Source organism: Lysinibacillus contaminans (assembly GCF_001278945.1).
Lineage (GTDB): Bacteria > Bacillota > Bacilli > Bacillales_A > Planococcaceae > Lysinibacillus > Lysinibacillus contaminans.
The window spans coordinates 404,015-428,015 of sequence record NZ_LGRV01000003.1 but is presented as its reverse complement, the minus strand read 5'-3'; the positions used below and the strand labels follow the sequence as shown (position 1 = coordinate 428,015).

General features: G+C 39.8%; 28 protein-coding genes and 1 other annotated feature. Of the genes, 1 reads left to right on the top strand and 27 read right to left on the bottom strand.

Going from position 1 to position 24,001, the window contains the following annotated elements:
- Positions 1 to 81: 81 nt before the first annotated feature.
- The 6 genes from tgt to AEA09_RS04410 form a co-directional block, all read right to left on the bottom strand.
- Complete coding sequence (gene tgt, locus AEA09_RS04435; RefSeq protein ID WP_053582686.1) at positions 82 to 1,227, bottom strand: tRNA guanosine(34) transglycosylase Tgt; 1,146 nt, start codon at positions 1,225 to 1,227, stop codon at positions 82 to 84.
- 118 nt (positions 1,228 to 1,345) lie between these two features.
- Positions 1,346 to 2,386: a tRNA preQ1(34) S-adenosylmethionine ribosyltransferase-isomerase QueA gene (gene queA, locus AEA09_RS04430; RefSeq protein WP_053582685.1), complete on the bottom strand. Its 1,041-nt coding sequence runs from the start codon at positions 2,384 to 2,386 to the stop codon at positions 1,346 to 1,348.
- 18 nt (positions 2,387 to 2,404) lie between these two features.
- Positions 2,405 to 3,409, bottom strand: a complete 1,005-nt coding sequence (gene ruvB / locus AEA09_RS04425) for a Holliday junction branch migration DNA helicase RuvB (protein ID WP_053582684.1) — start codon at positions 3,407 to 3,409, stop codon at positions 2,405 to 2,407.
- Positions 3,410 to 3,427: 18 nt separating this feature from the next.
- Positions 3,428 to 4,048 (bottom strand): Holliday junction branch migration protein RuvA, encoded by a 621-nt coding sequence (gene ruvA, locus AEA09_RS04420; RefSeq protein ID WP_053582683.1) that lies wholly within the window; start codon positions 4,046 to 4,048, stop codon positions 3,428 to 3,430.
- A gap of 149 nt (positions 4,049 to 4,197) precedes the next feature.
- Complete coding sequence (locus AEA09_RS04415) at positions 4,198 to 5,061, bottom strand: phosphotransferase (RefSeq protein ID WP_245622778.1); 864 nt, start codon at positions 5,059 to 5,061, stop codon at positions 4,198 to 4,200.
- A 4-nt stretch (positions 5,062 to 5,065) separates the two neighbouring features.
- On the bottom strand, positions 5,066 to 6,028 hold the full coding sequence (locus AEA09_RS04410; RefSeq protein WP_053582682.1) for a LysM peptidoglycan-binding domain-containing protein: 963 nt from the start codon (positions 6,026 to 6,028) through the stop codon (positions 5,066 to 5,068).
- A gap of 141 nt (positions 6,029 to 6,169) precedes the next feature.
- Here AEA09_RS04410 and AEA09_RS04405 point away from each other — a divergent pair, with 141 nt between their 5' ends.
- Positions 6,170 to 6,703 (top strand): transcription repressor NadR, encoded by a 534-nt coding sequence (locus AEA09_RS04405; protein ID WP_053582681.1) that lies wholly within the window; start codon positions 6,170 to 6,172, stop codon positions 6,701 to 6,703.
- A gap of 86 nt (positions 6,704 to 6,789) precedes the next feature.
- On the opposite strand, the gene AEA09_RS04400 is transcribed toward AEA09_RS04405, so the two are convergent.
- From AEA09_RS04400 to AEA09_RS04300, 21 genes are all read right to left on the bottom strand, one after another.
- Entirely contained in the window at positions 6,790 to 7,953 is a 1,164-nt protein-coding gene (locus AEA09_RS04400; protein WP_053582680.1) for a globin domain-containing protein, read from the bottom strand.
- A gap of 229 nt (positions 7,954 to 8,182) precedes the next feature.
- Entirely contained in the window at positions 8,183 to 8,572 is a 390-nt protein-coding gene (locus tag AEA09_RS04395; protein WP_053582679.1) for a thiol-disulfide oxidoreductase DCC family protein, read from the bottom strand.
- A 22-nt stretch (positions 8,573 to 8,594) separates the two neighbouring features.
- Positions 8,595 to 9,473, bottom strand: coding sequence for a prephenate dehydratase (gene pheA / locus AEA09_RS04390; protein ID WP_053582678.1), 879 nt, complete (start codon positions 9,471 to 9,473; stop codon positions 8,595 to 8,597).
- A 103-nt stretch (positions 9,474 to 9,576) separates the two neighbouring features.
- Positions 9,577 to 10,032 (bottom strand): ACT domain-containing protein, encoded by a 456-nt coding sequence (locus AEA09_RS04385; RefSeq protein WP_053582677.1) that lies wholly within the window; start codon positions 10,030 to 10,032, stop codon positions 9,577 to 9,579.
- Positions 10,033 to 10,056: 24 nt separating this feature from the next.
- Positions 10,057 to 11,346 carry a GTPase ObgE gene (gene obgE, locus AEA09_RS04380; protein ID WP_053582676.1) on the bottom strand — a complete coding sequence of 430 codons (1,290 nt, stop codon included), beginning with the start codon at positions 11,344 to 11,346 and terminating at the stop codon, positions 10,057 to 10,059.
- A gap of 5 nt (positions 11,347 to 11,351) precedes the next feature.
- The gene (locus AEA09_RS04375; RefSeq protein ID WP_053584605.1) at positions 11,352 to 11,879 is read right to left on the bottom strand and encodes a Spo0B domain-containing protein; all 528 of its coding nucleotides are present in this window, start codon (positions 11,877 to 11,879) and stop codon (positions 11,352 to 11,354) included.
- A 147-nt stretch (positions 11,880 to 12,026) separates the two neighbouring features.
- Positions 12,027 to 12,326: a 50S ribosomal protein L27 gene (rpmA, locus tag AEA09_RS04370; protein WP_342667613.1), complete on the bottom strand. Its 300-nt coding sequence runs from the start codon at positions 12,324 to 12,326 to the stop codon at positions 12,027 to 12,029.
- Positions 12,323 to 12,679, bottom strand: coding sequence for a ribosomal-processing cysteine protease Prp (locus AEA09_RS04365; RefSeq protein ID WP_053582675.1), 357 nt, complete (start codon positions 12,677 to 12,679; stop codon positions 12,323 to 12,325). The genes rpmA and AEA09_RS04365 overlap by 4 nt, the downstream gene beginning before the upstream one ends.
- A gap of 16 nt (positions 12,680 to 12,695) precedes the next feature.
- Positions 12,696 to 13,004 carry a 50S ribosomal protein L21 gene (gene rplU, locus AEA09_RS04360; RefSeq protein ID WP_010860053.1) on the bottom strand — a complete coding sequence of 103 codons (309 nt, stop codon included), beginning with the start codon at positions 13,002 to 13,004 and terminating at the stop codon, positions 12,696 to 12,698.
- A 14-nt stretch (positions 13,005 to 13,018) separates the two neighbouring features.
- Positions 13,019 to 13,095, bottom strand: a sequence feature (ribosomal protein L21 leader region).
- 45 nt (positions 13,096 to 13,140) lie between these two features.
- Positions 13,141 to 13,758, bottom strand: coding sequence for a zinc metalloprotease (locus tag AEA09_RS04355; RefSeq protein WP_245622777.1), 618 nt, complete (start codon positions 13,756 to 13,758; stop codon positions 13,141 to 13,143).
- Entirely contained in the window at positions 13,742 to 14,293 is a 552-nt protein-coding gene (locus AEA09_RS04350; RefSeq protein ID WP_053582674.1) for a peptidoglycan DD-metalloendopeptidase family protein, read from the bottom strand. Before AEA09_RS04350 ends, AEA09_RS04355 begins: the two co-directional genes overlap by 17 nt.
- Positions 14,294 to 14,570: 277 nt before the next feature.
- Entirely contained in the window at positions 14,571 to 15,368 is a 798-nt protein-coding gene (gene minD, locus AEA09_RS04345; RefSeq protein ID WP_053582673.1) for a septum site-determining protein MinD, read from the bottom strand.
- 1 nt (position 15,369) lies between these two features.
- Entirely contained in the window at positions 15,370 to 16,038 is a 669-nt protein-coding gene (gene minC / locus AEA09_RS04340; protein WP_053582672.1) for a septum site-determining protein MinC, read from the bottom strand.
- A 27-nt stretch (positions 16,039 to 16,065) separates the two neighbouring features.
- Positions 16,066 to 16,590, bottom strand: a complete 525-nt coding sequence (gene mreD / locus AEA09_RS04335; protein WP_082332562.1) for a rod shape-determining protein MreD — start codon at positions 16,588 to 16,590, stop codon at positions 16,066 to 16,068.
- On the bottom strand, positions 16,590 to 17,501 hold the full coding sequence (mreC, locus tag AEA09_RS04330; RefSeq protein ID WP_053582670.1) for a rod shape-determining protein MreC: 912 nt from the start codon (positions 17,499 to 17,501) through the stop codon (positions 16,590 to 16,592). Before mreC ends, mreD begins: the two co-directional genes overlap by 1 nt.
- A gap of 13 nt (positions 17,502 to 17,514) precedes the next feature.
- Positions 17,515 to 18,534, bottom strand: a complete 1,020-nt coding sequence (locus AEA09_RS04325) for a rod shape-determining protein (RefSeq protein ID WP_053582669.1) — start codon at positions 18,532 to 18,534, stop codon at positions 17,515 to 17,517.
- A 318-nt stretch (positions 18,535 to 18,852) separates the two neighbouring features.
- Entirely contained in the window at positions 18,853 to 19,524 is a 672-nt protein-coding gene (gene radC / locus AEA09_RS04320) for a RadC family protein (protein ID WP_053584602.1), read from the bottom strand.
- 32 nt (positions 19,525 to 19,556) lie between these two features.
- Positions 19,557 to 20,150 (bottom strand): Maf family protein, encoded by a 594-nt coding sequence (locus AEA09_RS04315; RefSeq protein WP_082332669.1) that lies wholly within the window; start codon positions 20,148 to 20,150, stop codon positions 19,557 to 19,559.
- A gap of 100 nt (positions 20,151 to 20,250) precedes the next feature.
- Positions 20,251 to 20,880 carry a hypothetical protein gene (locus AEA09_RS04310; RefSeq protein WP_053582667.1) on the bottom strand — a complete coding sequence of 210 codons (630 nt, stop codon included), beginning with the start codon at positions 20,878 to 20,880 and terminating at the stop codon, positions 20,251 to 20,253.
- A gap of 393 nt (positions 20,881 to 21,273) precedes the next feature.
- On the bottom strand, positions 21,274 to 22,533 hold the full coding sequence (locus AEA09_RS04305; RefSeq protein WP_053582666.1) for a bifunctional folylpolyglutamate synthase/dihydrofolate synthase: 1,260 nt from the start codon (positions 22,531 to 22,533) through the stop codon (positions 21,274 to 21,276).
- Positions 22,530 to 23,825: a bifunctional folylpolyglutamate synthase/dihydrofolate synthase gene (locus AEA09_RS04300; RefSeq protein WP_053582665.1), complete on the bottom strand. Its 1,296-nt coding sequence runs from the start codon at positions 23,823 to 23,825 to the stop codon at positions 22,530 to 22,532. The genes AEA09_RS04305 and AEA09_RS04300 overlap by 4 nt, the downstream gene beginning before the upstream one ends.
- Between the last annotated feature and the right edge of the window lie 176 nt (positions 23,826 to 24,001).

Below are 24,001 nucleotides of genomic sequence, written 5' to 3'. Positions count from 1 at the left end.
CCCTAAAAAAGCGATGTCAAACCACAAAAAAATTCTATTTTACATAACATTTTTCTAGTAAAGGTAAAATTACGCTTAGAATTAGAAGTTTTTCGCATTTGGTTCGTTAAAGCCATATTTTTCGAAGAATTCTTCACGGAAGTCTCCAAGTCGGTCTTCACGAATCGCTTCACGCACTTGCTCCATTAGATTAAGAAGGAAACGTAAATTATGGTACGACGTTAATCGAAGTCCAAACGTCTCTTCCGTACGGATTAAATGACGGACATAGGCACGAGAATAGTTTTTACAAGTATAGCAATCGCAGTTTGGATCGATTGGTCCAAAATCACGTGCATACTTCGCGTTTTTCACGACTAAGCGACCTTCAGATGTCATCAGTGTACCGTTACGTGCAATACGAGTTGGTAACACACAGTCAAACATATCAATCCCACGAATAGCCCCGTCAATAAGTGAGTCTGGTGAACCCACACCCATTAAATAACGTGGTTTGTTTTCAGGCATTAGTGGCGTTGTGAATTCTAACACTCTGTTCATGATATCTTTTGGTTCACCAACCGACAAACCACCAATCGCATAGCCCGGGAAATCAAGCTCTACTAATGCTTCTGCCGAACGACGACGTAAATCTTCATATTCGCCACCTTGAATAATGCCAAATAATCCTTGGTCTTCTGGACGAGCGTGTGCTTCTTTACAACGCTTTGCCCAGCGAGTTGTACGATCTACCGATTTCAACATATATTCATGTGTCGCAGGGAATGGTGGACATTCATCAAATGCCATCATAATATCAGAACCTAAATCATTTTGGATTTCCATTGCTTTTTCTGGGCTTAAGAAAAGCTTGTCCCCATTTAAATGGTTACGGAAATGTACGCCTTCTTCTTCGATTTTACGGAATTTGCTAAGCGAGAACACTTGGAAACCACCTGAATCTGTTAAAATCGGGCGATCCCAGTTCATGAATTTATGCAGGCCACCTGCTTCTTTCACGATATCATTGCCTGGACGAAGCCATAAATGATACGTATTTGAAAGAATAATACCGGCATTCATTTCTTTTAGTTCTTCCGGTGACATTGTTTTTACTGTTGCTTGTGTCCCTACTGGCATAAATGCTGGTGTTTCAAATGAACCGTGTGGCGTATGCACGATACCAAGTCGCGCGCCCGTTTGCTTACATGTATGAAGTAATTCATACCGAATTGCTGGTTGTGTCATAAAATAAAAACCCTTTCTTTTCTTGAGTAAAAACAGCGGCTCGCACGATGCGGGTTAGTCAGTCTTGGGCTAAGAAAATGCCGCTCTTAGACTGATTTCCACTGATTACAAATGTTAATTACTTTTTTGGTCGAATAAACATCGCATCGCCAAAACTAAAGAAGCGATATTTTTCTTCCACCGCTTGGTTGTATGCACTTAAAATGGTTTCTTGTGTCGCAAGCGTACTCACAAGCATTACGAGTGTTGATTTTGGTAAATGGAAGTTTGTAATTAAACCATCTACGACTGTAAATTCATACCCTGGGTAAATGAAGATAGAAGTCCACCCTTGCTCTGCTCGCACTTCTCCGTCATATTTTGAGCCAATTGTTTCTAATGTACGTGTAGAAGTTGTACCGACAGCTACGATATTACCACCGTTTGCTTTGACACGGTTAATCGCCTCAGCCGCTTCCTCCGTGACACTATAAAACTCAGAATGCATTGCGTGGTTTTCAATGGAATCTACACTTACCGGACGGAATGTTCCAAGCCCAACATGCAGTGTAATGAAAACAATCTCTACACCTTTTGCTTTTACTTGTTCCAATAATTCTTCTGTGAAATGAAGACCAGCTGTTGGTGCTGCTGCAGAACCGCGCTCTTTAGCATATACCGTTTGATAGCGTTCTTGGTCATCTAATTTTTCACGAATATACGGAGGCAGTGGCATTTCACCAAGCTGCTCTAAAATTTCATAAAAAATACCGTCATATTTAAACTCGAACAGGCGACCGCCATGTTCTAATTCACCTGTACATGTGGCAGTCAGTAAACCATCACCGAATGTAACCACTGTACCGATTTTCACACGTTTTGCAGGCTTCACAAGTGTTTCCCATTCATCCGTACCTGCCGTTTGTTTTAACAGCAGTACTTCAATATGTGCACCTGTTTCCTCTTTTACACCCATTAAACGAGCTGGTAACACACGCGTATCATTTAACACGAGGCAGTCTCCTGCATGCAGCTCATCTAAAATATGCGCAAATTGATGATGTTCCACTTTTTCTGAACCTGGTGTAACAACCATTAAACGGCTTGCCGTACGGTCCATAAGTGGTGTTTGCGCAATTAGTTCCTCTGGTAATTCAAAATCAAAATCTTCTACACGCATTGTAAATACTTCCTTCTTCTATGTTTGTTGAGGATATTCATATCCAAAATGTTCGTAGGCAAGATGTGTGGCAACGCGCCCTCTTGGTGTACGTTGGATAAAGCCAATTTGCATTAAATATGGCTCGTACACATCCTCAATCGTCACGCGTTCTTCACCAATGGATGCTGCCAATGTATCTAAACCTACTGGACCTCCACGAAAGCGCTCAATCATATTAGTCACAAGTTTATTGTCAATATTATCGAGCCCTCTCGGATCGACTTGTAACAACTCAAGTGCTTGTTTCGCGAGCCCCACAGTTATCATACCATCTCCAAGAACTTGTGCATAATCTCGCACTCGCTTCAATAAACGATTCGCAATACGTGGTGTCCCCCGTGAACGTCTCGACATTTCTCCAGCCGCTTCTTTGTCAATATCCACTTCGAATAAATGCGCGCTACGCATAACGATTTCAGCAAGCGAAGCATCATCATAATATTCTAAACGTAAAAGCACACCAAAGCGATCTCGTAGTGGTGCCGATAAAGCCCCTGCTCTAGTTGTTGCGCCAACAAGTGTAAACGGTGGTAAATCTAGTCGTACAGAACGTGCCTCCGGACCTTTTCCGACAACGATATCTAGACAGAAATCTTCCATAGCTGGGTACAACACTTCCTCAATTGCGCGAGGAAGACGATGGATTTCATCGATAAATAATACATCTCCCGGTTCAAGCGAGCTTAAAATCGCCGCTAAATCCCCAGGTCGCTCAATAGCTGGACCACTCGTCATACGCACATTGACGTTCATCTCATTGGCAATCACAACAGCTAGTGTCGTCTTACCAAGCCCAGGAGGACCATACAAGAGCACATGATCTAAACTTTCCTGACGAAGCTTTGCCGCTTCAATGAAAATTTGCAGATTTTCTTTTACCTTATGTTGTCCAATATACTGCGACAGGCGCTGTGGACGTAAGGATAATTCAAATTGTTCATCAAAAGTACCAGCTTCACCATCAATTATACGTTCCGACATGAGCTCACCCTCCTTTCGTTATGTCAATTTCAATAGTAATTGTAATGCCTGTTTCATATACGCATCTGTTGTTTGTAGCTTTTCATTATCTTCAAGCAGTGGACGGATTTTTTCCAGTTCTTTTTCAGAATAGCCAAGCGCCATTAATGCGAGTAACGCTTCTTCTAATTCATGTTTATGTGGATTAACGCCAAATAACGGTAACTCATTCTCCGTGCTTGGCAATTCAATCGTGTCTAAAAGTGCGCCTAGCTTGCCTTTTAAATCGAGTATCATTTGACGAGCAGTCTTCTTCCCAACTCCAGGGAATTTCACTAAAAATGCCTCATCTTCGCGTTCAATCGCACTAATAACCTGCTGCGGATTACCTGTCGCTAAAATAGCCAGTGCTCCCTTTGGTCCAATGCCTGACACTAAAATCAGTTTGCGAAATAGCTCACGTTGATCTAAAGTGGGAAAACCATATAAAAGTTGTGCATCCTCACGCACATGCAAATGGACATAAATTTGTTGCTCTGTTGCACTTGTACGAAAAGCAAATGGATTTGGGGTATTTAACTGCCAACCAATCCCTTGTTGCTCAAGCACAATATATTCAGGCGTAATACGTGTTACTTGTCCTTTTAAATAATCATACATATAAAATCCCTCACATTCATCGTTATCGATTATAGCATATAGCGAACGAATGCTCGACAAAAAGAAAAGGCAAAAGCACCCGCCTACACCCGACACGAAAAAGAGTGACCGTCATATCGACGACCACTCTCAGCTATTTTCGTATGATATTATGTCTCTGCAAATCTATCGCTGTCGTACCACAGTCTTGGCCAATATGTGAGCGCTCTTTTTGTAAATGGAAGTAAATAATCTAAAAACACTATTTGTTGATTTAGAGGTAAATCCAACACATACAACCATTCACGTAATAGCTCATTAGGAAATTTCAAACGATGTAGTTTTCTTTTATCTAAGCGCTTAAGTTTTGGTAATTCAGCCAATACTTTCTCTAAATCATAATCCACCGCGGGTAACACACGGTGCAACCATAAAATATATTCGTCATCCGGCTCACCTAAATGGGCTAAATCAAAATCAATAAAACGCAATTTACCATCAGTACACCATAAAAAATTGTGATGCACCACATCTCCATGCAAAAGCGTTAATTCCTTTTCCTGAACATCTTCCATTTCAATAAGTCGTATAGCTTTTTCAGCATATTGAAGTATTTGTGTAACCTCTTCCTTCGTTAAAAACGCACGCAACTCCTTACGACGACTTTTAAAGCGCATTAAACGCATTTGCCATTTTAAGAGCTGTGAGTGCTGATACAAACCAGGCACTTGATTCCATGCTACATTTTTAGACGTGTCATGCAGTGAAATTAATAAATCAAGCGCTTGCTTTCGATCTTTTTTTTGCGAAAAATCCGCACTATGACTACCTTCTTGCCATAATTGTACAATAAGTTGTTCATCATCACTCGGTACTAACGGCAAAGCAAGCGAAGGCTCAAACTGAGCTAATTGCTGATGAATCTTCTTTACTTTTTCAGCAACTTCTAATTGCTTCGCTCTTTTCACAAAATAATAATCCGACCGATATTTATATTTCCAAATATTCGGTTTTAACTCTTCAACAATATACACGTTCTCACCATCGATAAGGCGTCATCCCACCTGGAAAAAATTGCGGTGGCATCCCCGGCGCAAATGGTGGGCATGGCGGTGGACACTGACATTGATCAACTTGCCAATTCGGCATCATCGGCGGCGGTCCACAAGGCTGATTCATCTGATGGTTGTGTGCATTATTTACATTAAATAATGAAGAAAATGAGCTCGACTCTTGTAAATGACCAGCCCCTACCATATCACAGGCAGGCATTTGGTATGGTGCCTCTTGTTGATGCATTGGCATATGCATTCCTTGGTGTGGCATCGGCATTGCCATCGGCGGCATATGCCACATCATCTGATGGTGTATAGGTTGGTGACAACTCGAACAATGTGGCATCATTGGCATTTGTGGCATGATGTGCATTGGTGGTTGATGGCAACTCGGACAATGTGGTACATGTGGCATTTGTGGCATGATATGCATTGGTGGCATTGATGGTTGAGGTGCTGGTGCTGGTGCTGGAGTTGGTTTAGAAACTGGCGGTGGTGCTGGTGCTGGTGTCTGAATATGGATTGGTGGTAAAGCTGGGTGTTCCATTTGCGGCATGACTAATTGCTGATTCCAATTCATCTCTAAAGGCTGTTGCATCCACATCATCGGTGGTTGCTGCATAGGCATCGGCATTGGCATCGGGAATGGAATTGGGATCATTTGTGGCTCAGGCATTGGCATAGGTGCTGGTCTTGCCGGTGGTGCAGGTGCTGGGGGTGGGGTAGGTTTTGGCACCTCCTTTTTAACACCTTCCTTTACATGATGCTTTGGTTGAACTGGTGCTTCTTTGTGTATTCTTTCAGGCAAAATAATTTCCATGCCGGGCACAATATAATCGGGGTTGGCAAGATGGACATTGAGCCGTTTCAAATCTTCAAACGAAATGCCGTACTCTTTCGCAATCTTCCACAATGTATCTCCCTTTTGAACAATATGAATACGCACTTTCTTCCTCCCTTCCTCTCTTCGTATCATATGTGCGAATCTCCAATTGGATACAAAAAAATCACGCATTACCCAAAAGCTTCATGTTACACTAATCACTAAGGAATTCATTTCCTTCATTACTAGCAGAGGTGATCTCTTATGAAAAAAATGTTAGGCGAAGAACGCCGACTGCAACTACTTACACAATTAAAAAAAAGCAAGACACCGATTACTGGAACAGATTTAGCGAAATTTGCAAATGTTTCTAGACAAGTTATTGTTAATGACATGACGCTCTTAAAAGCACGAAACGAACCAATTATTGCGACAAGCCAAGGCTACCTATATATGCATCCTGATCAGCTTAGTCAAACTGTGGAACGTACAATTGCATGTTTCCACTCTTCAGAAGATGCGAAAGATGAGCTACTAACAATTGTCGACCGTGGCGGTACGGTAAAGAACGTCATTGTTGAACATCCCATATACGGCGATATTACAGCTTCCATTATGGTATCTAATCGATATGATGTAGATAAATTTGTACAGCGTGTTCAAGATACAAAGGCTAGTTACTTATCAGAACTTACTGGGGGTACACATTTGCACGTCATTTCTGCACCTTCCACTGAAATTTTAGATGTCATTGAAAATGCATTACGTAGCAAAGGCTATTTAGTGAATGAACAATAGTCTTACAACTATAGAACAGTGGCTGTCGGCTACGCTTGCCATGTAGATAGAGGTTGTCTTAAATGACTTTTGAGACAACCTCTTTTTCATAGGAACATCGTTGAATCAAAAAATGTGCGATGGATTTGTATTTTATTATCATCTTCCTCGTGTAACTGCTCGACAATCTCATCCATGAATGACTTGGAGCCACAAAGATAAATGTCTGCATTTTTTTGATGAGCCGTTATTGGCAATATAGCTAAATGTCCATCCGTATAATTATCTTGATAAGATACTTCATACTTGCCATTTATGAACTGATTCATTTTTCGTTGCAGTACTTCTTGATAAATAACGACTTCTTGGTTTCGTGCATATTGGATGAATATAATCGGATTTTCGATATCCTCCTCCAATGAATCCACTAAATGTTTTAATGTCGCCGTTCCAATCCCCTCACATATAAATACAATCGGGTTATCCGTTTTCTTTAGCACAAACAAACCTGCTGGAGAACTAATTTCTAGTATATCCCCCTCCATCGCCACATCCAGTATGTAATCTGTCACACGGTCATTCATGTGAAAGTTAAGGCTTGGATACATCGTTAGTACATAACCACCGAGTTCTTTTTCTTCGGCAACTGCATATTGATGATTCAAAAAATACGTTTCACCTGGCATTTTGATACGGACAGAAACGTATTTACCCGCTTCTGTAACCGGTACAATTTTTCCGTCAAGCGGCACGATATAAAGCACCATCGCTCCATCGTTTTTCAGCTCTTTCTTCACAATGCGAAACGGCTTAAACAAACGCCAACCACCCTCAAGCTCGACTGCCTGATATAATTCTTTTTCGACCTGAATAAACACATCAGCGATACGATTAAATGCTAATTGTAATGCTGCGATACCTGCTTCTGTCGCTTGATTACCAAGTGCCTCTTGAATAGAATCTACTAAATGCTGCCCAACAATTGGATAATGCTCTGGTTGAATACCTAAACTCCGATGCTTATGCGCAACCTGCATAACAGCTGGCACAAATCGATCTATATGCTCAATTTGCATAGCAGCACTATATACTGCATCTATCAATGATATTTTGGATCGACCTGACTTCTGAAGAATCTGATAAAAAATATGTAATAACTCAGGTACATTTTTTTGCAATTTTTCAATAAATATCTTTTTGATTATTTCTCCATTTACACTTATTGCCGATGCTATTTTCTTAATTTCATTTATCGTCTCTAAAGAAAGCATACTTTCACACCCTTTTATGTCAAATTTACCCTCTTATTTAATAGTTTAGCATGTTTAGATAAGCTAGGTAACGTCACTTTATACACTTTTTTGTTCAAAAAACGAGAAAATCATTTCACAAAGTAAACATCTTCCTTGAATTCTAAATAAATGAAAAAGTCTGTGTAAAAAGTTTTGTTTCAACTTTTTACACAGACCTTAAAGAAAGGTATCTATTTAGTTACACTATTTATAAAAATCGATTTCTTTGTTCTGCAGTTGGCAGCATGCACGCTTCCTTTTGTCCAAATAAACGATAACGATTTTTCGCAAAGAGTCGGTAGAAAAGATTACGTATAAAAGGCGGTACAACGAGTAAAGCATAGAATAGTTGCCAAGCACCATCTAGATGGCGACAAATTTTCAAAGCAGCCGTGGACTCCGTATAAACACGGCCATCTTCAATCAAAATCACACTATCCACTTCAGTTGGAATTTTGTATTTCGCAAATAGTGCTTGCCCCGCTTCACTCTGAATCGAAGCAAACTGAAAATATGCAGCTTTATCTCGCTTCATTATAAACTGCACACTGCTATCGCAAAAATTACAAACACCGTCAAATAAGAGTATGCCACTCATTTAACCGCCTCCTGTCCGAATTTCACACCTCTTCTGGTGTAATATACGTAAAGTATGTGCCAAGGGACTTCACTTTGCAACCAAGAGCAGCTAGCTCCTCCATCGCCCCGCGCATCATCGGCTCTTTTTCATCTGCCAACACATCAATCATGAAGAAATAATCACCAAGTCCTGTTTTTAAAGGCCGAGATTCAATTTTACTTAAATTTAATTGGCGCCATGCAAAAACAGATAGCACTTGGTGTAGTGCTCCTGAACGATCCGTAGGTAAGGTAATCATAAAGGTTGTTTTCGCTTGACTATCTGATAATTCTTGCGGCAGACGTTTATTTTGCTTCGATAATACGAAGAAGCGCGTATGGTTGAAATGGAAATCATGTATGTTTGCTTGTACAATTTCTAAACCATATTTTTCAGCAGCTGAAGCATTCCCAACTGCCGCGATGCACTCATTCGGATTTTCAGATATGTACTTTGCTGCTGCCGCTGTCGATGTTGTTTGATGTAATGGCACATCGCTAAAACGGTAAAATAAGTACTTATGACATTGTGCTAACGCATGCGGATGCGAATAGACGCCCTCAATGGATTCCCAGTTTTCCTTTTGTGCTTTATTGACCATTAAATGTTGTTGGATTTTTGATTGTAGTTCCCCTGTTACATAGAGCGTAGCCTCGTGGAATAAATAATCAAGCGTTAATGGTACCGAGCCTTCTAATGCATTTTCAAGCGGCACTACCGCTAAATCCACCTTGCCCTCTGCCACTGCCTCAATACATTCTGGAATTGTCGCACACGGTACGAGCCATTCATTCGGAAAGATTCCCTTCGTCGCTAAATATGTAAATGATGCTTCTGGTCCTAAATAAGCGACTCGTTTTTCCCATTGTTGCTTTGTCATCGAAATTACCTCCTTCGCTACCACTTGTAGCACATAAACCATTCATAATTTTCTAATAAATATAGGTGAAAAGAAAGGGCGCACTAGAATGCGCCCTTTTCTATTATAATGCACCTGAACTAATAACTTCTGCTGATTCTACAAAATCAAGGCGTTTTAGTTGTTGCATTAAATCATCTAACTCACAGCTCATGCTCGTCACATCTAGTGACAGTGTTACATTTGCACGACCTTGAATCGGAATTGTTTGGTGGATTGTAAGTACATTACAATGTGTGATCGTCACAGTTTCCAATAGCTTTGCTAGCGTTCCTTTACGGTCCTGAAGCTGTAGAAAGATTGTTAAAATCCGTTCTTGCACAATAGAGTGGAAAGGAAAAACAGCATCACGATATTTGTAAAACGCACTACGCGATAAATCTACTTGCTTTACCGCATCCCATATGGAAGATACCGTACCACTTGAAAGTAAGTGTTTCGCCTCCAAAGTTTTTTGCATAGCATCTGTCAAAACGTCTTCACGAACTAAATAATATCGCTGGTTAGCTACGTTTTTCATACTCTTCCCCCTAAAACCTATTCTTTAGTCGACAAATTCAAATTCGAACTCTAGTAAGCGTACGATATCCCCATTTTGTGCGCCACGTTCACGTAATGCCTCATCGACACCCATACCACGTAATTGGCGTGCAAAACGACGTACTCCGTCTTCTCGGCTGAAGTCAGTCATTTTGAAGATACGTTCAATCGCATATCCTCCAAGAATGAATGTACCGTCAGGATCACGAGAGATCTCGATTGAATCTGCTTCAGATTGGTGTTTGTAAAGTACCGTTGCATCTGATTCTTCATCAAGATCTTCGAATAATGGGAATTCAGGAGTCACTTCTAGTAAATCAGCAATTTCAAATAAAAGCGGCTTTAAGCCTTGTCGTGAAACTGCAGATACCGGGAAGATCTTCACATCTTCGCCCACTTTTTCTCGGAAAATTTCTAAGTTTTCTTCTGCACCTGGCATGTCCATTTTGTTTGCCACAATAATTTGAGGACGCTCTGTTAAACGAAGATTATATTGTTTAAGCTCCTCATTGATTGTTAAGTAATCTTCGTAAGGGTCGCGACCTTCCATACCTGACATATCGATTACGTGCACGATAACACGTGTACGTTCAATATGACGTAGGAATTGGTGACCTAGGCCAACACCTTCGTGCGCACCTTCGATTAAACCTGGTAAATCGGCCATTGCAAAGCTACGGTGATCATCCGTTTCAACCATCCCTAAGTTCGGCACAATTGTCGTGAAATGGTATGCACCTATTTTAGGCTTTGCCGCAGAAACAACGGATAGTAAAGTTGACTTACCTACACTTGGGAAGCCTACTAAACCTACATCTGCTAGTACTTTCAACTCTAATATAACACTTAATTCCTGTCCTGGCTCTCCTTTTTCAGAAAGTTCTGGAGCAGGATTGGCTGGTGTTGCAAAACGACAATTCCCTCGACCACCACGACCAGCTTTTGCAATAACCGCTTGTTGACCATGCTCGACTAAATCGGCAATGACAACGCCTGTTTCTTCGTTCATTACAACTGTGCCTGGTGGTACTTTAACGATTAAATCGTCTGCACGCTTACCATGCATCCCTTTACTCATACCATGCTCACCACGGTCAGCCTTGAAGTTGCGTTTATAACGGAAATCCATTAACGTACGCAGACCCTCTTCAACTTGAAAGACAACGTTCCCACCGTGACCGCCATCGCCACCAGCTGGACCACCATTCGGTACAAATTTTTCACGACGGAAGGCTACCATACCATCTCCGCCGTCTCCACCTTTTACATAAATCTTGACGTGATCGACAAACATTTAATTCACTCCCTGCTTGCACTCAATACATATATCCAAGACGTATTTGTCTCTTCCACTGTTTGAATGTCGAATTGTTTCAAACCTTTTTCGGTGAATGCATCAGCACTCCAAAGCCCATTTAAAGTAAACGTCACGGCAAATATATCGTCCTCGACACGTACATCAATCGCTAAGCTCTGTTCAGTAAATGGATCTAATGTATCATAAACATGAATAACTGTTTTATTTAAGTATTCTACAACTGCCTCATCAATATCGTTTGTGACAGGTTTGCTAATCTCACCACTAATTTTCATCGGCAACGAAGGATAGCGCCAACTTGCTGTTTGTAGCCATTCCATCGTTTGTGGTAATTGTAGTCGATTTATACTAGAAAGCACCCGTAACTGTTCAGAGAAATTTTGAATAAGCTTCTTTGATTCATCGATTCTACCTAAATCTAAATTCATACGGATTAGTTGAAGCTGATTCACATAATCATGATTTGCAAAACGTAATACTTCACTAATGGTTAGTGATTGACTGTTCATCCCATTCACTCCAATAAAGTTATCTTCATTAGTATAACAAGTTTTATCGTTTTTTTCTCTTAATTCCTCACAACAACTATGATTTTTGAAGAAAAAAAAGGACTGCAATAAATGCAGCCCTCCGCTTTATGATCATATTTATGAAAATTAAGCTTGTTGAGTTTCTGGGTATACAGATACTTGTTTGCGATCGCGACCTAGGCGTTCGAATTTTACAACACCGTCAACTTTAGCAAATAGTGTATCGTCACCACCACGACCTACGTTTGTACCTGGGTAAATTTTTGTACCGCGTTGACGGTAAAGAATTGAACCACCAGTTACGAATTGGCCATCAGCACGTTTAGCGCCAAGACGTTTAGACTCAGAGTCACGTCCGTTTCTTGTAGAACCTACTCCTTTTTTCGATGCGAAAAGTTGAAGGTCTAATGCTAATAACATTTTCATTGTGTTCCACCTCCTACTTTGTTGTAGTTGATTTGGATATATTGCCCGTAATTTTGCACCATAGAATACACTTGGGCAGTCATTACTTGGACAATTAACTGTAGTTTTGCATCAATTTCGGGTTCTAAATCTGTTGGTAGGTTTACCTTAAGGTAGCCTCCACCTTCAGCTGCTTGTTCAACTTCTGGCTGTAATTGTAGTAGTGCATATATCGCATTAACCGTACCAATGGCAATGGTAGATGCTCCTGCACATACTAAATCTTTACCAGATTCGTCGTATTCAGCATGTCCTGAAAATTCAAATGCAGACACATGTCTATTTTCATCATGATGTATCGTAACTTTTATCATTTGTTACACCTCACAATTAAGCGTTGATTGACTCAACAACTAATTTTGTATAAGGTTGACGGTGACCTTGTTTACGACGGTAGTTCTTTTTAGCTTTCAATTTGAAAACAACGATTTTCTTTTGACGGCCTTCTTTCACAGCTTTAGCTGTTACTGTAGCGCCTTCTACGAATGGAGCTCCAACTTTAACGTTTTCGCCACCTACGAATAAAACTTTATCGAAAGTTACAACTTCGTCAGCTTCTACGCCTAATTTCTCAACATAGATTTCTTGACCAGCTTCTACTTTGATTTGTTTACCACCAGTTTCAATAATTGCGTACATTTTACTGCACCTCCTCTTAGACTCAGACTCGCCTGCTTATGAAGGTGATCACAAGGATACTTAAACCTTCCCAGAGCGGTTGTAGTAGCACGGGTGCTACAAACAATAACATTAAAATATTACCACATAGATTCTATTAAGTCAACCGGTACATTACATATTTCTCAAATGCTAAACGATACTTCCGATACTTCCATTCTTTTATTATTTGGAGCCAAACAAAAAGGCAAAGAATAACTAAAAAAATAGACTGTGGCAAGTAATTTATCGTTATCAATAATAGCACTGTCACAAAAAACAGGGAAAACGAATGATAAAATTCAAATGCTTTAGCACTCGGATAAAAAATATAAAGAAGTGCAAGTATAATTCTTCCCCCATCTAAAGGTATGACCGGTAATAAATTAAAAACTAATAAGACGAGTTGAACATTTATCAATCGGATCGCAATTAAATCAGGCGTAAAAAAAGCAAAACCAATCCCTAATAACGTAGCGATTGGTCCTCCTAAAGCAATCCACAAAAGCGATTTCCCATCAACAATTGTTGGATTTTCAAATTCAATTTCTCCTCCGTACGGTGCGATTACACACGATTTCACCTTTACGCCACAAAGCATAGCAGCAAATAAATGCCCTGCCTCATGCCATAAAAGCGCACCTAAAATGATAGAGTAATACGCAATTTGCCCACTAAAAATCATGAGAAATACAAAGGGTATACATAAAATATGCAATTTAATTTTCATTTTCATCCGTTTGAAGCCACTGGACAATTTCTTCTAGAGTGTAATGTATATTATTTTTTTCAATGGACATATATAATTGCCCCGACTCTTTCATACCAATTAAATCATTCGATTTTACAGATGTATAAGGTAATTGCGCCAAACTGTCCAGCATACCGTACGAAACTGTTGTGCCATCAGCATAACTTATCGTCATCGTCTTTCCTGTATACTTTGTATGCCCAGTAAACACGACAAGCCCTTCTTGACCAGTATATACAGGCAGTCCTACTTCATACTGCAATAAATAGCCCTCTTCAAATTCTTCCGCGTTGGCGAACGATAATAAATCAGATTGTCCAATATCACTGGACACAGTAATCTTCTTTTCTTCTTTTTTCAGGAGGCTTTGTCCTAGCTCACTTAAATACGTCATATCTGCTGATGTTGTAACAAGTTGTCGTATCGGTGTTTTAAGGATGCCATTGTCCTCTAAGCGAATAACAAGCATAATGGCAGCTACAAGTAACGTCATAACAATCCATTTCCATTTTCTAAACAAGCCTTCATCCCTTTTTTCACACTATATGAGGCAGCATGTCCGTTCATGCAGAACAAATGCACTAAAGCGCTCATTAACATTTGACAAGCGTTGGAAATCCCGAAGCAAAAGTAAGCGTTCCACCACTTTTATCCGAGGGAGCAGACCGCGACCACGAGGATATAGCGCGGTTTCCTATACGACAACTTTTCCTTAGACTATCCACAGCCAGAAATCTATAATTCCTTTTTAAAAAATAAAAACCTTTTCGCATAAGCACGCGAGAAGGTTTAATAATTTATCTAGAAAATAATGATTTCAATTTCGAAAACATACCTTTACTATCTTCTTCAATTGCCATTAAAGGAACAGACTCTCCTAAAATACGACGCGCAATATTACGATAGCCTAAAGATGCTTTATTCGCAGGGTCCATAACAACTGGTTCTCCCCTGTTTGATGATGAAATGACACCTTCACTATCAACGATAATGCCTAATAAATCGATTGATAAATGCGTTGTAATTTCATTGACATCGAGCGTTTCGCCGCTTTTCATCATATGATGGCGAATACGATTAATAATTAGTTTAGGTGCTGTAATTTCCTCTTGCTCTAGTAAACCGATGATACGGTCTGCGTCGCGTACAGCAGAAATTTCTGGTGTCGTTACAACAATGGCATGATCCGCACCAGCAACAGCATTCCGATAACCCTGCTCAATACCAGCTGGACAATCTATTAAAACATAATCATAATCTCTTTTTAATTCATCTATTAAACTCTTCATTTGCTCAGGCGTCACAGCGTTTTTATCTGTCGTTTGAGCAGCGGGTAATAAAAATAGTTTCTCATCAACACGTTTATCTTTCACAAGCGCTTGATGTATTTTACAACGTCCTTCAACGACATCGACTAAATCATAAATAATACGATTTTCTAAACCAAGAATAACGTCCAAGTTTCGCAGTCCGATATCCGTATCGACTAAACATACTTTTTTACCTTGAAGAGCCAATGCAGTTCCAAGATTGGCAGTAGTTGTAGTTTTCCCTACACCGCCTTTACCTGAAGTTATTACGATTGCTTCACCCACATTAGCTTCCCCCTTTAGACGCAATTAAGAATGGTCGAATATTTTTCAATGTATGAATTTGATCGTACATAATGCGACCATCATTCCCTATAAATGCACAAACCATCTCTGTTCTATTCATTATTTTCACTTGTTCATCTGACATCACTTCAACTTGATCAGCAATCATTATATGTGTGGCTTCAAAACGAGAGGCAGCAATAATCGCTTCCTCATTGCCCTGCACACCAGCATGCACAATTCCTTTTAACTTTCCAAGCACATATACATTGCCGCCAGCTTCTACACGACCGTTTGGATTGACATTACCCACAATAATAATATCTCCAGGTGCACGAAGGATTTGACCAGATCTGACAACACCTACATATGTATCTTGTTGACTCTCTAATATTTTCTGATTACTTTCATGTACAGTTAGCACATCACTTTGCACCTTCGAAACCGAAAGTTGCTCAGATTGTTGGACAATCTCTACTAACTCTTTTAATTGCTCATCAGAACAGTAACGGTAACCTAGATGTAATTGTACATCTACTTTACCGTCGATACCGCCTTCTGAAACTTTCCCTTTTAGTTCCTCTACTAAATCAACATATGCGCATTGATCGTCTAAACGTAGGATAAAACCATCTTTTGTTCCCTTCATATGAACAAATTGTTTTTTCATGAATGTCTCACCTCACGTTGCTCGTTATTACGAAACTTCACGCGCCCTTTGTAAAACACGTGCATTAATTAGATACTTGAATGCCCAACCAAGAATCATTAAAAATAACATGTTGGCAATCATTGTAGGTAGCAACCGTGATTGTAAAAAATCTACTAGTGGTATCGATGTAAAACCGATTAAATAAAAGAATTGATAAAGTACAAATTCTAAAATAGCTACCAAAATAAGTGAAATACTAGTAGTGACTACTAGATGCTGATGAATAACTTTTACGATTGAACCAGCTAAAAAACAAATAAGTGGATATAACACAGAGTATAATCCAATAATATCAATGTAAAAGACATCATACAAGACACCAAAAAAAAGACCATACATCACCGCGCGCTGACGGCTGTAATAGATGGAAATAAAAATCAAATATAGTATTAAAAACCTCGGAACTAAATAATAAATATGCCCACTCAACTCAATCGGTGAAAGCATCGCAAATTCTGGTTCTAATAAAAATAACAGAACCGCGACAGAAGGAATGAGAAATCGAACCATCATTCTTCCTCCTTTTCGCTGTCCTCTGGTGAATTCGTTAAATCTTCATTTGTCGCATTTCCATCAGCACCATCAATAACTGTTGATGTACGTTTTGCGATCATGACATACTCTAAAATTGAAAAGTCGGCAGATGGTTTTACATATGCCATTTTTGTTAAGCCGTAATCATCAGTACTTACCTCTGTAATTTCACCAATCGGTATACCTTTTGGGAAAATACCACCTAGCCCAGATGAAACAACTTGCTCGCCCTCTTTGACCATTAAGCTTGAATCGATTCGCTTCAAAATAAGTTCATTACGCTCTTCATCAAAGCCCTCGATTAAACCGTACGCTTCTTTTTCCCCTAAGACCATTGCTGATACACGGTAGTTTGGATTATTTGTGTACAAAAGTTCTACCTCAGATGTGAAAGGTGTCACCAAAGTAATTTTACCAATTAAACCACTCGCTGTCATAACCGCCATATTCTTAGTCACACCATGTGAAGAGCCTTTATCTAAAATAATTTTCTCTTCCCATTGATCTGGATTTCGGGCAATCACAGTTGCCTGAATCGGATTAAACGCTTTTAAACTTTCGGATTTTTCAATCTGCTCAAATTTTTTAATGTCAGATTTCAATTGTAACGCCTCTGTTTGTACAACTGCAAATTCTTCTAAGCGTGCTTTCAAGCGTTTGTTTTCTTCGTACGTATTTAAAAGAGAGTCAATGTTATTAAAAATACCGGCAATATAATTGGCCGGCCTCGCAACAATCGATTGTGCGACGCCGACAGTATCTTTAATAATTTGTTCTGGTAAAGTTGCGTTTGTCCGATCACGTAATGAGAAGCTAATCAATGCCACAAGAAAAATCATGCCCACGAGCAACAATATTACTTTCTTATTGAAAAAAAAATGTGGCATTGCCTAAACCTCCTTAACCTTTACCTTGTTGTTGACGAATTAAATCAATATGATCCAGTGCTTTACCAGTACCAATTGCAACACAGTCAAGTGGATCTTCTGCGATGAATACTGGCATATTTGTTTCACGGCTTATGACTTTATCTAAGTTCGTTAATAACGCACCGCCACCAGTTAAAACAATACCGCGTTCCATCACATCAGCAGATAATTCTGGAGGTGTTTGTTCAAGTGTTTTCTTTACGCCATCAATAATAGCTGTCACTGCTTCACGTAATGATTCTGAGATTTCAACTGAAGAAACTTCAATTGTTTTCGGTAAGCCTGTTAAAAGGTCGCGACCACGGATGTCCATTTTTAGTTCTGGACCTTCAGCACTTGCCGTACCAATTTCCATTTTCACAGCTTCTGCTGTACGTTCACCGATCGTTAGGTTATACGTCTTTCTGATATATGAAATAATCGAATGGTCCATTGCGTCACCGCCGACACGAACTGACTCACTTGTTACGATACCACCTAAAGAAATAACTGCCACTTCTGTAGTACCGCCACCAATATCAACGACCATTGAACCAGTTGGATCCCAAACAGGTAAGTTTGCGCCGATAGCAGCTGCAAACGGTTCTTCGATAGTGAATGCTTCTTTTGCACCAGCTTGTCGAGACGCGTCGATTACCGCACGTTGTTCAACTGATGTAATGCCATAAGGCACACAAATCATAATATTTGGTTTTTTCCAGTTACCACCGGAATTTTTCGACGCTTCCTTTAAGTAGTACTCTAGCATCGCTCTTGTAATTTCAAAATCAGCAATAACGCCGTCTTTCATTGGACGAATCGCTACGATAGAGCCTGGTGTACGACCAATCATATTTTTTGCGTCATTACCAACTGCAACGATATCTCCTGTTTTTGTATTTTGTGCTACAACTGAAGGTTCGCGTAAAACGATCCCTTTTCCTTTAATAAAAACTAGTGTATTCGCTGTGCCTAAGTCAATCCCGACATCTTTACTTCCAAATCCAAACAAATTGTGTACTCCCTTTCTATTTAAGTCATACTTAAGTTTCGTTGACATAAAATCATACCGCTCATTATAACGTAAAAACGCAAGAATATATAGTGTCACATGCCTCTTCTTACGCAAAATATACTAATTTATTTTTCCTACTAGAATTAAATGAGCATGTATAAATAAGCATATAATTTTTTTTCGTATAAAACAACGTCTGACACCTTGCCAATTTTTGTGAATATCTTCTACAATCACACACGTACAATGACGTTCTATTACACAAATAGTTTCTTTAATTACACGAAAAAAACTCTGCAAGAAATTCTTGCAGAGCTAAAAATAACCTTTTTCCTTCAAACTAATGAATTGATGATCACCAATAATCACGTGATCGACCAAATCTATGCCTATAATATAGCCCGCTTCTTGAATTCTTTTCGTTACCTCAATATCTTCTGGGCTCGGCGTTGGCACACCACTCGGGTGATTATGCGCACAGATGATGGAAGCTGCTGAACGTTTCACCGCTTCACGAAAAATCTCCCGTGGGTGCACGATACTCGCATTAAGACTTCCGATAAAAATCGTTTGCTTATGAATGATTTGATTTTTCACATTTAAAAATAAGCATACGAAATGCTCTTGTGTGAGCGATGTCATATCGGGCATTAAGTACGCAGCTGCATCTTGCGGGGAACGAATTGTATACTTTTCATCGACTTGCTTTTGTGATAAACGTCGCCCCAATTCAATGGCTGCTAGTAGCTGAATCGCTTTTACTTCACCAATACCTTTAATCGTCATCATTTCTTCAATCGTCGCATGTTTTAAGTGATGTAAACGTTCAAACGAACTCAGCACACGATTCGCAAGTGAGAGTACTGATTCTTCCTTCGTCCCAGTACGCAATAAAATGGCAAGTAACTCTTGGTTTGATAAACTCATGGCCCCTTGTCGTAATAACCTTTCACGTGGACGATCTGCGATATGTACGTCCCGTATCATCATCTCTGGTAAAACACCTATAGGCAAAAACCTCACTCCTTCGCAAATTGGATAATGTTTCGTGCTACCAATTGCGTAAACAACGCTGCAAGTGGTAACCCAACAACATTGTTATAATCTCCTTCAATTCGCTCAACTAAAAGTGTGCCAGCCGTTTGAATACCGTAACCACCAGCTTTGTCGTATGGATCATTAGATGCAACATATGCTTCGATTAACTCTTGTGACAAGTTGTTAAAAATAACTGACGTTTCTTCCACAAAAGTCGTCTCTTGTCCATTTGGTTCCAGTATGGCAACCGCTGTCATGACCGCATGACGTGTGCCTGATAATCGTGATAAGTGTGAAATGGCCTCTTCACGCGTTGTTGGTTTATGCAGAAGCTCATTGTCAAAAACGACGATCGTATCTGCACCAATGACTGTTGCTGTTGGCATTTTTTTCGCTACATCGCGTGTTTTTAACAAGGCCACACCTTTCACATAATCTTGCATCGTCGTTGCTTGTACGCTTGTCTCCACTACATCACTTGTCACGATGTCAAAAGGGACCTCTAACATAGCAAGTAATTCCTTACGTCGTGGTGAAGCTGAAGCGAGTACAAGCTTATGATTTGTTTCAAACATCATCTTTCACATTCCTCCTCAATACTCATCATAAAGGAGAAATGATCTTTTGAAAATTTTCAAAAAAACGAGATAATATCCTTTTTGTTATATTTCCAATTTAAAACTTCACTTGTAGGCAGGCATTTTTCGACTTATAGTGCGCAAAAACTTGTAAGCGAACAATGTTCAAGTCTTTTGATATCTTGGATGCTGCCGTGCCAATCGTTTGCCAATCAGCAGGTAATGTAGAATCCTTCGCTGTTTCTTGAAAATTAAATTTTGCAGCATTTTTATCAGCTAATACAACAGGCAGTTCAGCAATCTTTGCATCTGTACAATTTCCACTTACTACGCTAAAGGCCTTTTTAAAGGTTGGAGGTTTTTCCAAAAACGTTAACTTACTTTCTTCAATAACCATACTTGTCCAAACATAAAACTTACCATCAACTTCAACAATAGTACCTTCCGCTAAGGTTGGATACTCTGCTAAAAATACACTCGCACTTTCATAATTCGAAAACACCCCAGCTTGACTAGCGTAAAACATTGATGAAGCAGACGATTCTACCGCAGTTGGGACAGTCTTGTCTCCACTTACACCTTGACTTTCTCCCTCTTTTTTTTGTGAAATTTGATTGCTTGCTTGGAGAACGCCTAAAAATATAGCTACACCAAAAAGACCTACAACGCCCCCTATCAATATCGCCTGAATGATTTGTTTTCTAATAACACGACTTACAATTTTCATCCGTTCATCACCTCTACCTTCAACCTACCAAAATAACGATAAAAAAAGACGAGACTGTTGTCGTCTCGTCTAAAAAATTTATCGCTAGTATGTAGCAAAAAACGTCTCTATTCTTCATAACTTGCCACTTTTTTAATTTTTCATTCGATATGAGCAAAAGCGCACTCTAAAAATACCAAATCTATTTTAAAAGGGATTCATCATCATGAATGGTGTTGATTTCCGTTCCGGCTGGCACTTTCCGGGAGGCGTTCAGCCGGAACTACATCGATTGAAAGAATCCTGTCTTCCCTTATAGCTAGTAGTTGCATGAAGCGGAAAGCAACTACCACTTTAATATATAGAAATAAATGTTTGTAAATTTACTCATTATGAGTTTTTCATTAAAAATCACTACAAGTCATCACTTAATAATGCACTTCGAATTTCTGCAAGCAAGTATAATGAACCTGATACGATTGTACGGTTTTGCATTCGGGATTGCTCTTTGATAAACGTTATACTATTTTGTAAAATGTACTTTTCTTTGGCGTTTGAAAGCTGGAGCAATTCTTCTGCTGGCATAGCACGAGGGTTGTCAATATCCACAAAATAAAAACAATCACTTACCTGCTCAAGCTGACGTAACACGGCTTCTACGTCTTTATCGGCAAGGATGCCGACCACAAAAGTAATCGATTCTTCTGGTAGATCTTCTCGAATAGTTGCGACTAATTTCTCTGCACTAGCCGGGTTATGCGCCCCATCTAAAATTACATATGGCAACACATCTTCATACCGCCCTAACACAGTTGCTCGCTGAACACCTGCAGTAACGCTTTGAAGGATTACTGGTATGTTTAACGCAGTAGCAACCTCAAAAAAGGCTGTAATTGCCAAAGCCATATTATGCGCTTGATGTGGACCTTTCATTTTTCTTTTAACAATCGTCAATGTTAAGCCATTTTCATCATTCGTATACATTTCACCCGCCGTTGTCGACTCAATATAAAATTGATCACCCAACTCCAGAACGGATGCTTTTTTCATATGTGCTTGCTCATAAATAACCGCTTTTGCCTCTTTAGACATTTCACCAATTATGACAGGTCTATTTTGCTTCATAATACCCGCTTTATGATGGGCAATACTAGCAATCGTGTTCCCTAAAAACTTCGTATGCTCTAGCGCAATGCTCGGAATAATGGACACAATCGGCGTTACGACATTCGTGCTATCGAGTAAACCGCCCATTCCCGTTTCAATTAGTGCAACATCTACACGGCTATTCACAAAATGCAAGAAAGCTGCAACAGTCAATAACTCAAAATCCGTCAACTTCCCGCTTAGTCCACCCTGTTGCATCTGTTCAAAAACGAAGTCCATTTCCGCTGAAGTAATTGGCATACTTGCCACTTGAATTTGGTCATGCACATCTAGAATACAAGGCGACATAAATTTGCCAACACGTAAGCCATGCTCTTTCGCAATTGCCTCTATAAAAGTAAGGGTAGAGCCTTTGCCATTTGTACCAGCTATATGCACAACTTGAAGTTCCTGCTCTGGATTCCCCACAAGTTTTAATGCTTCTTGTATTGCTGTAAGCCCTGGTTTGATAACATCATCACTTTGCACCGACCATTTTTCTTTATACAGATCAAATTGCGGAATCATCGCACTGCCACCCCTTGCAGTAATTTACGTGCTTCCGCAATAAAATACAAAGAACCTGTAATGACTAAAATATCATCTTCATCCCTCTCCTGCATTTCTGCACCAAGAACACCGCGCCAATCTGAGCTATAAGCTTTCTTTGAATGCCGCGATAACGCCGCTAGTTGCTCAGCTGGCATCGCATTCGGTAATGGGATTTGCGTAAATGCCATATAGTTCGCTACCTCATCCATTAACGCAATACTATTGGCGTGATCTTTATCGGAAAGAGCCGCGTAAACAAAATGATAGTTTCGATTTGGATAGACGTCTTTTAGTGTTTGAATGAGTGCTGCCGTGCCTTCTGAATTATGCGCGCCGTCAAGTACAATATTGTGGGCAACTTGTTCAAAACGACCCGCCCACTGCGCTGTTTGTAGCGCCTTACGCATTGTAGCTCCTGATATTTTCACGTGACCATTTTCTTGTAGTACGAACATCGCTGTCATGGCGAGACTGGCATTTGCCATTTGATGTGCACCTGCCATTTTCAGTTCAATATCTTGCAACTTAATATCCGCTTTTTCATAATAAAATTGCTGTGAGTATTCACTTTGCTGTTTCGCTTTTACCGTGAAATCTTCATCTAAAATAAAGCACTTGGCGTGACGTTCGGTAGCTACTTCTCGTATAACAGCAAGCGCTTCTTCATTTTTCACCCCAACAATAACCGGTACGCCCTCTTTTATAATACCAGCTTTTTCAAAGGCTACTTTTGCATAAGTGTCTCCTAAAAACGCTGTGTGTTCTAACGAAATCGTCGTAATAATTGAAGCGAGTGGCGTGATGACATTTGTGGCATCTAAACGTCCTCCAAGTCCTGTCTCAATCAACGCAAAATCTACTTGCTCTGCCGCAAAATATTGGAACATAATCAACGTCACGACTTCAAAAAAACTAGGATACTCGCCATTGTAATGCGTATCAATAATTTGTGCCACAGCATTCATATACTGCAAAAACTCTGCATCTGAAATTTGTTCCCCGTTAATTGTCATACGCTCATTGACACGTTCTAAATGCGGTGATGTAAATGCACCTACTTTATAACCAGCTCCCTCTATCATTTCACGCAGTGCATTTACCGTGGAACCCTTCCCATTGGAACCTGCTAAATGGATCGCCCTTAACTGATCCTGTGGGTTGTCTAAACGCGCCAGCACCTCTCGCATCATGACTAGTGGCGCACGTTTATGGTCAACTGCCTTTAGTTTAAAAATAAAATCTACACATTGTTCCATCGTTGTAAACAAAACAAACACTCCTTATGTATGCAATAGCTCTATTTTAGTACAAAAAGTGCCTGGCACACACACAATTCGCATTCAAAATCTGTGGCATTCGCCGGGGTTCCACAATTCAGTCGACGTTAGAACGTTCTTGAATAAAAACTAACCCCCGTATTCATAACCATATATTAAAGATGGAC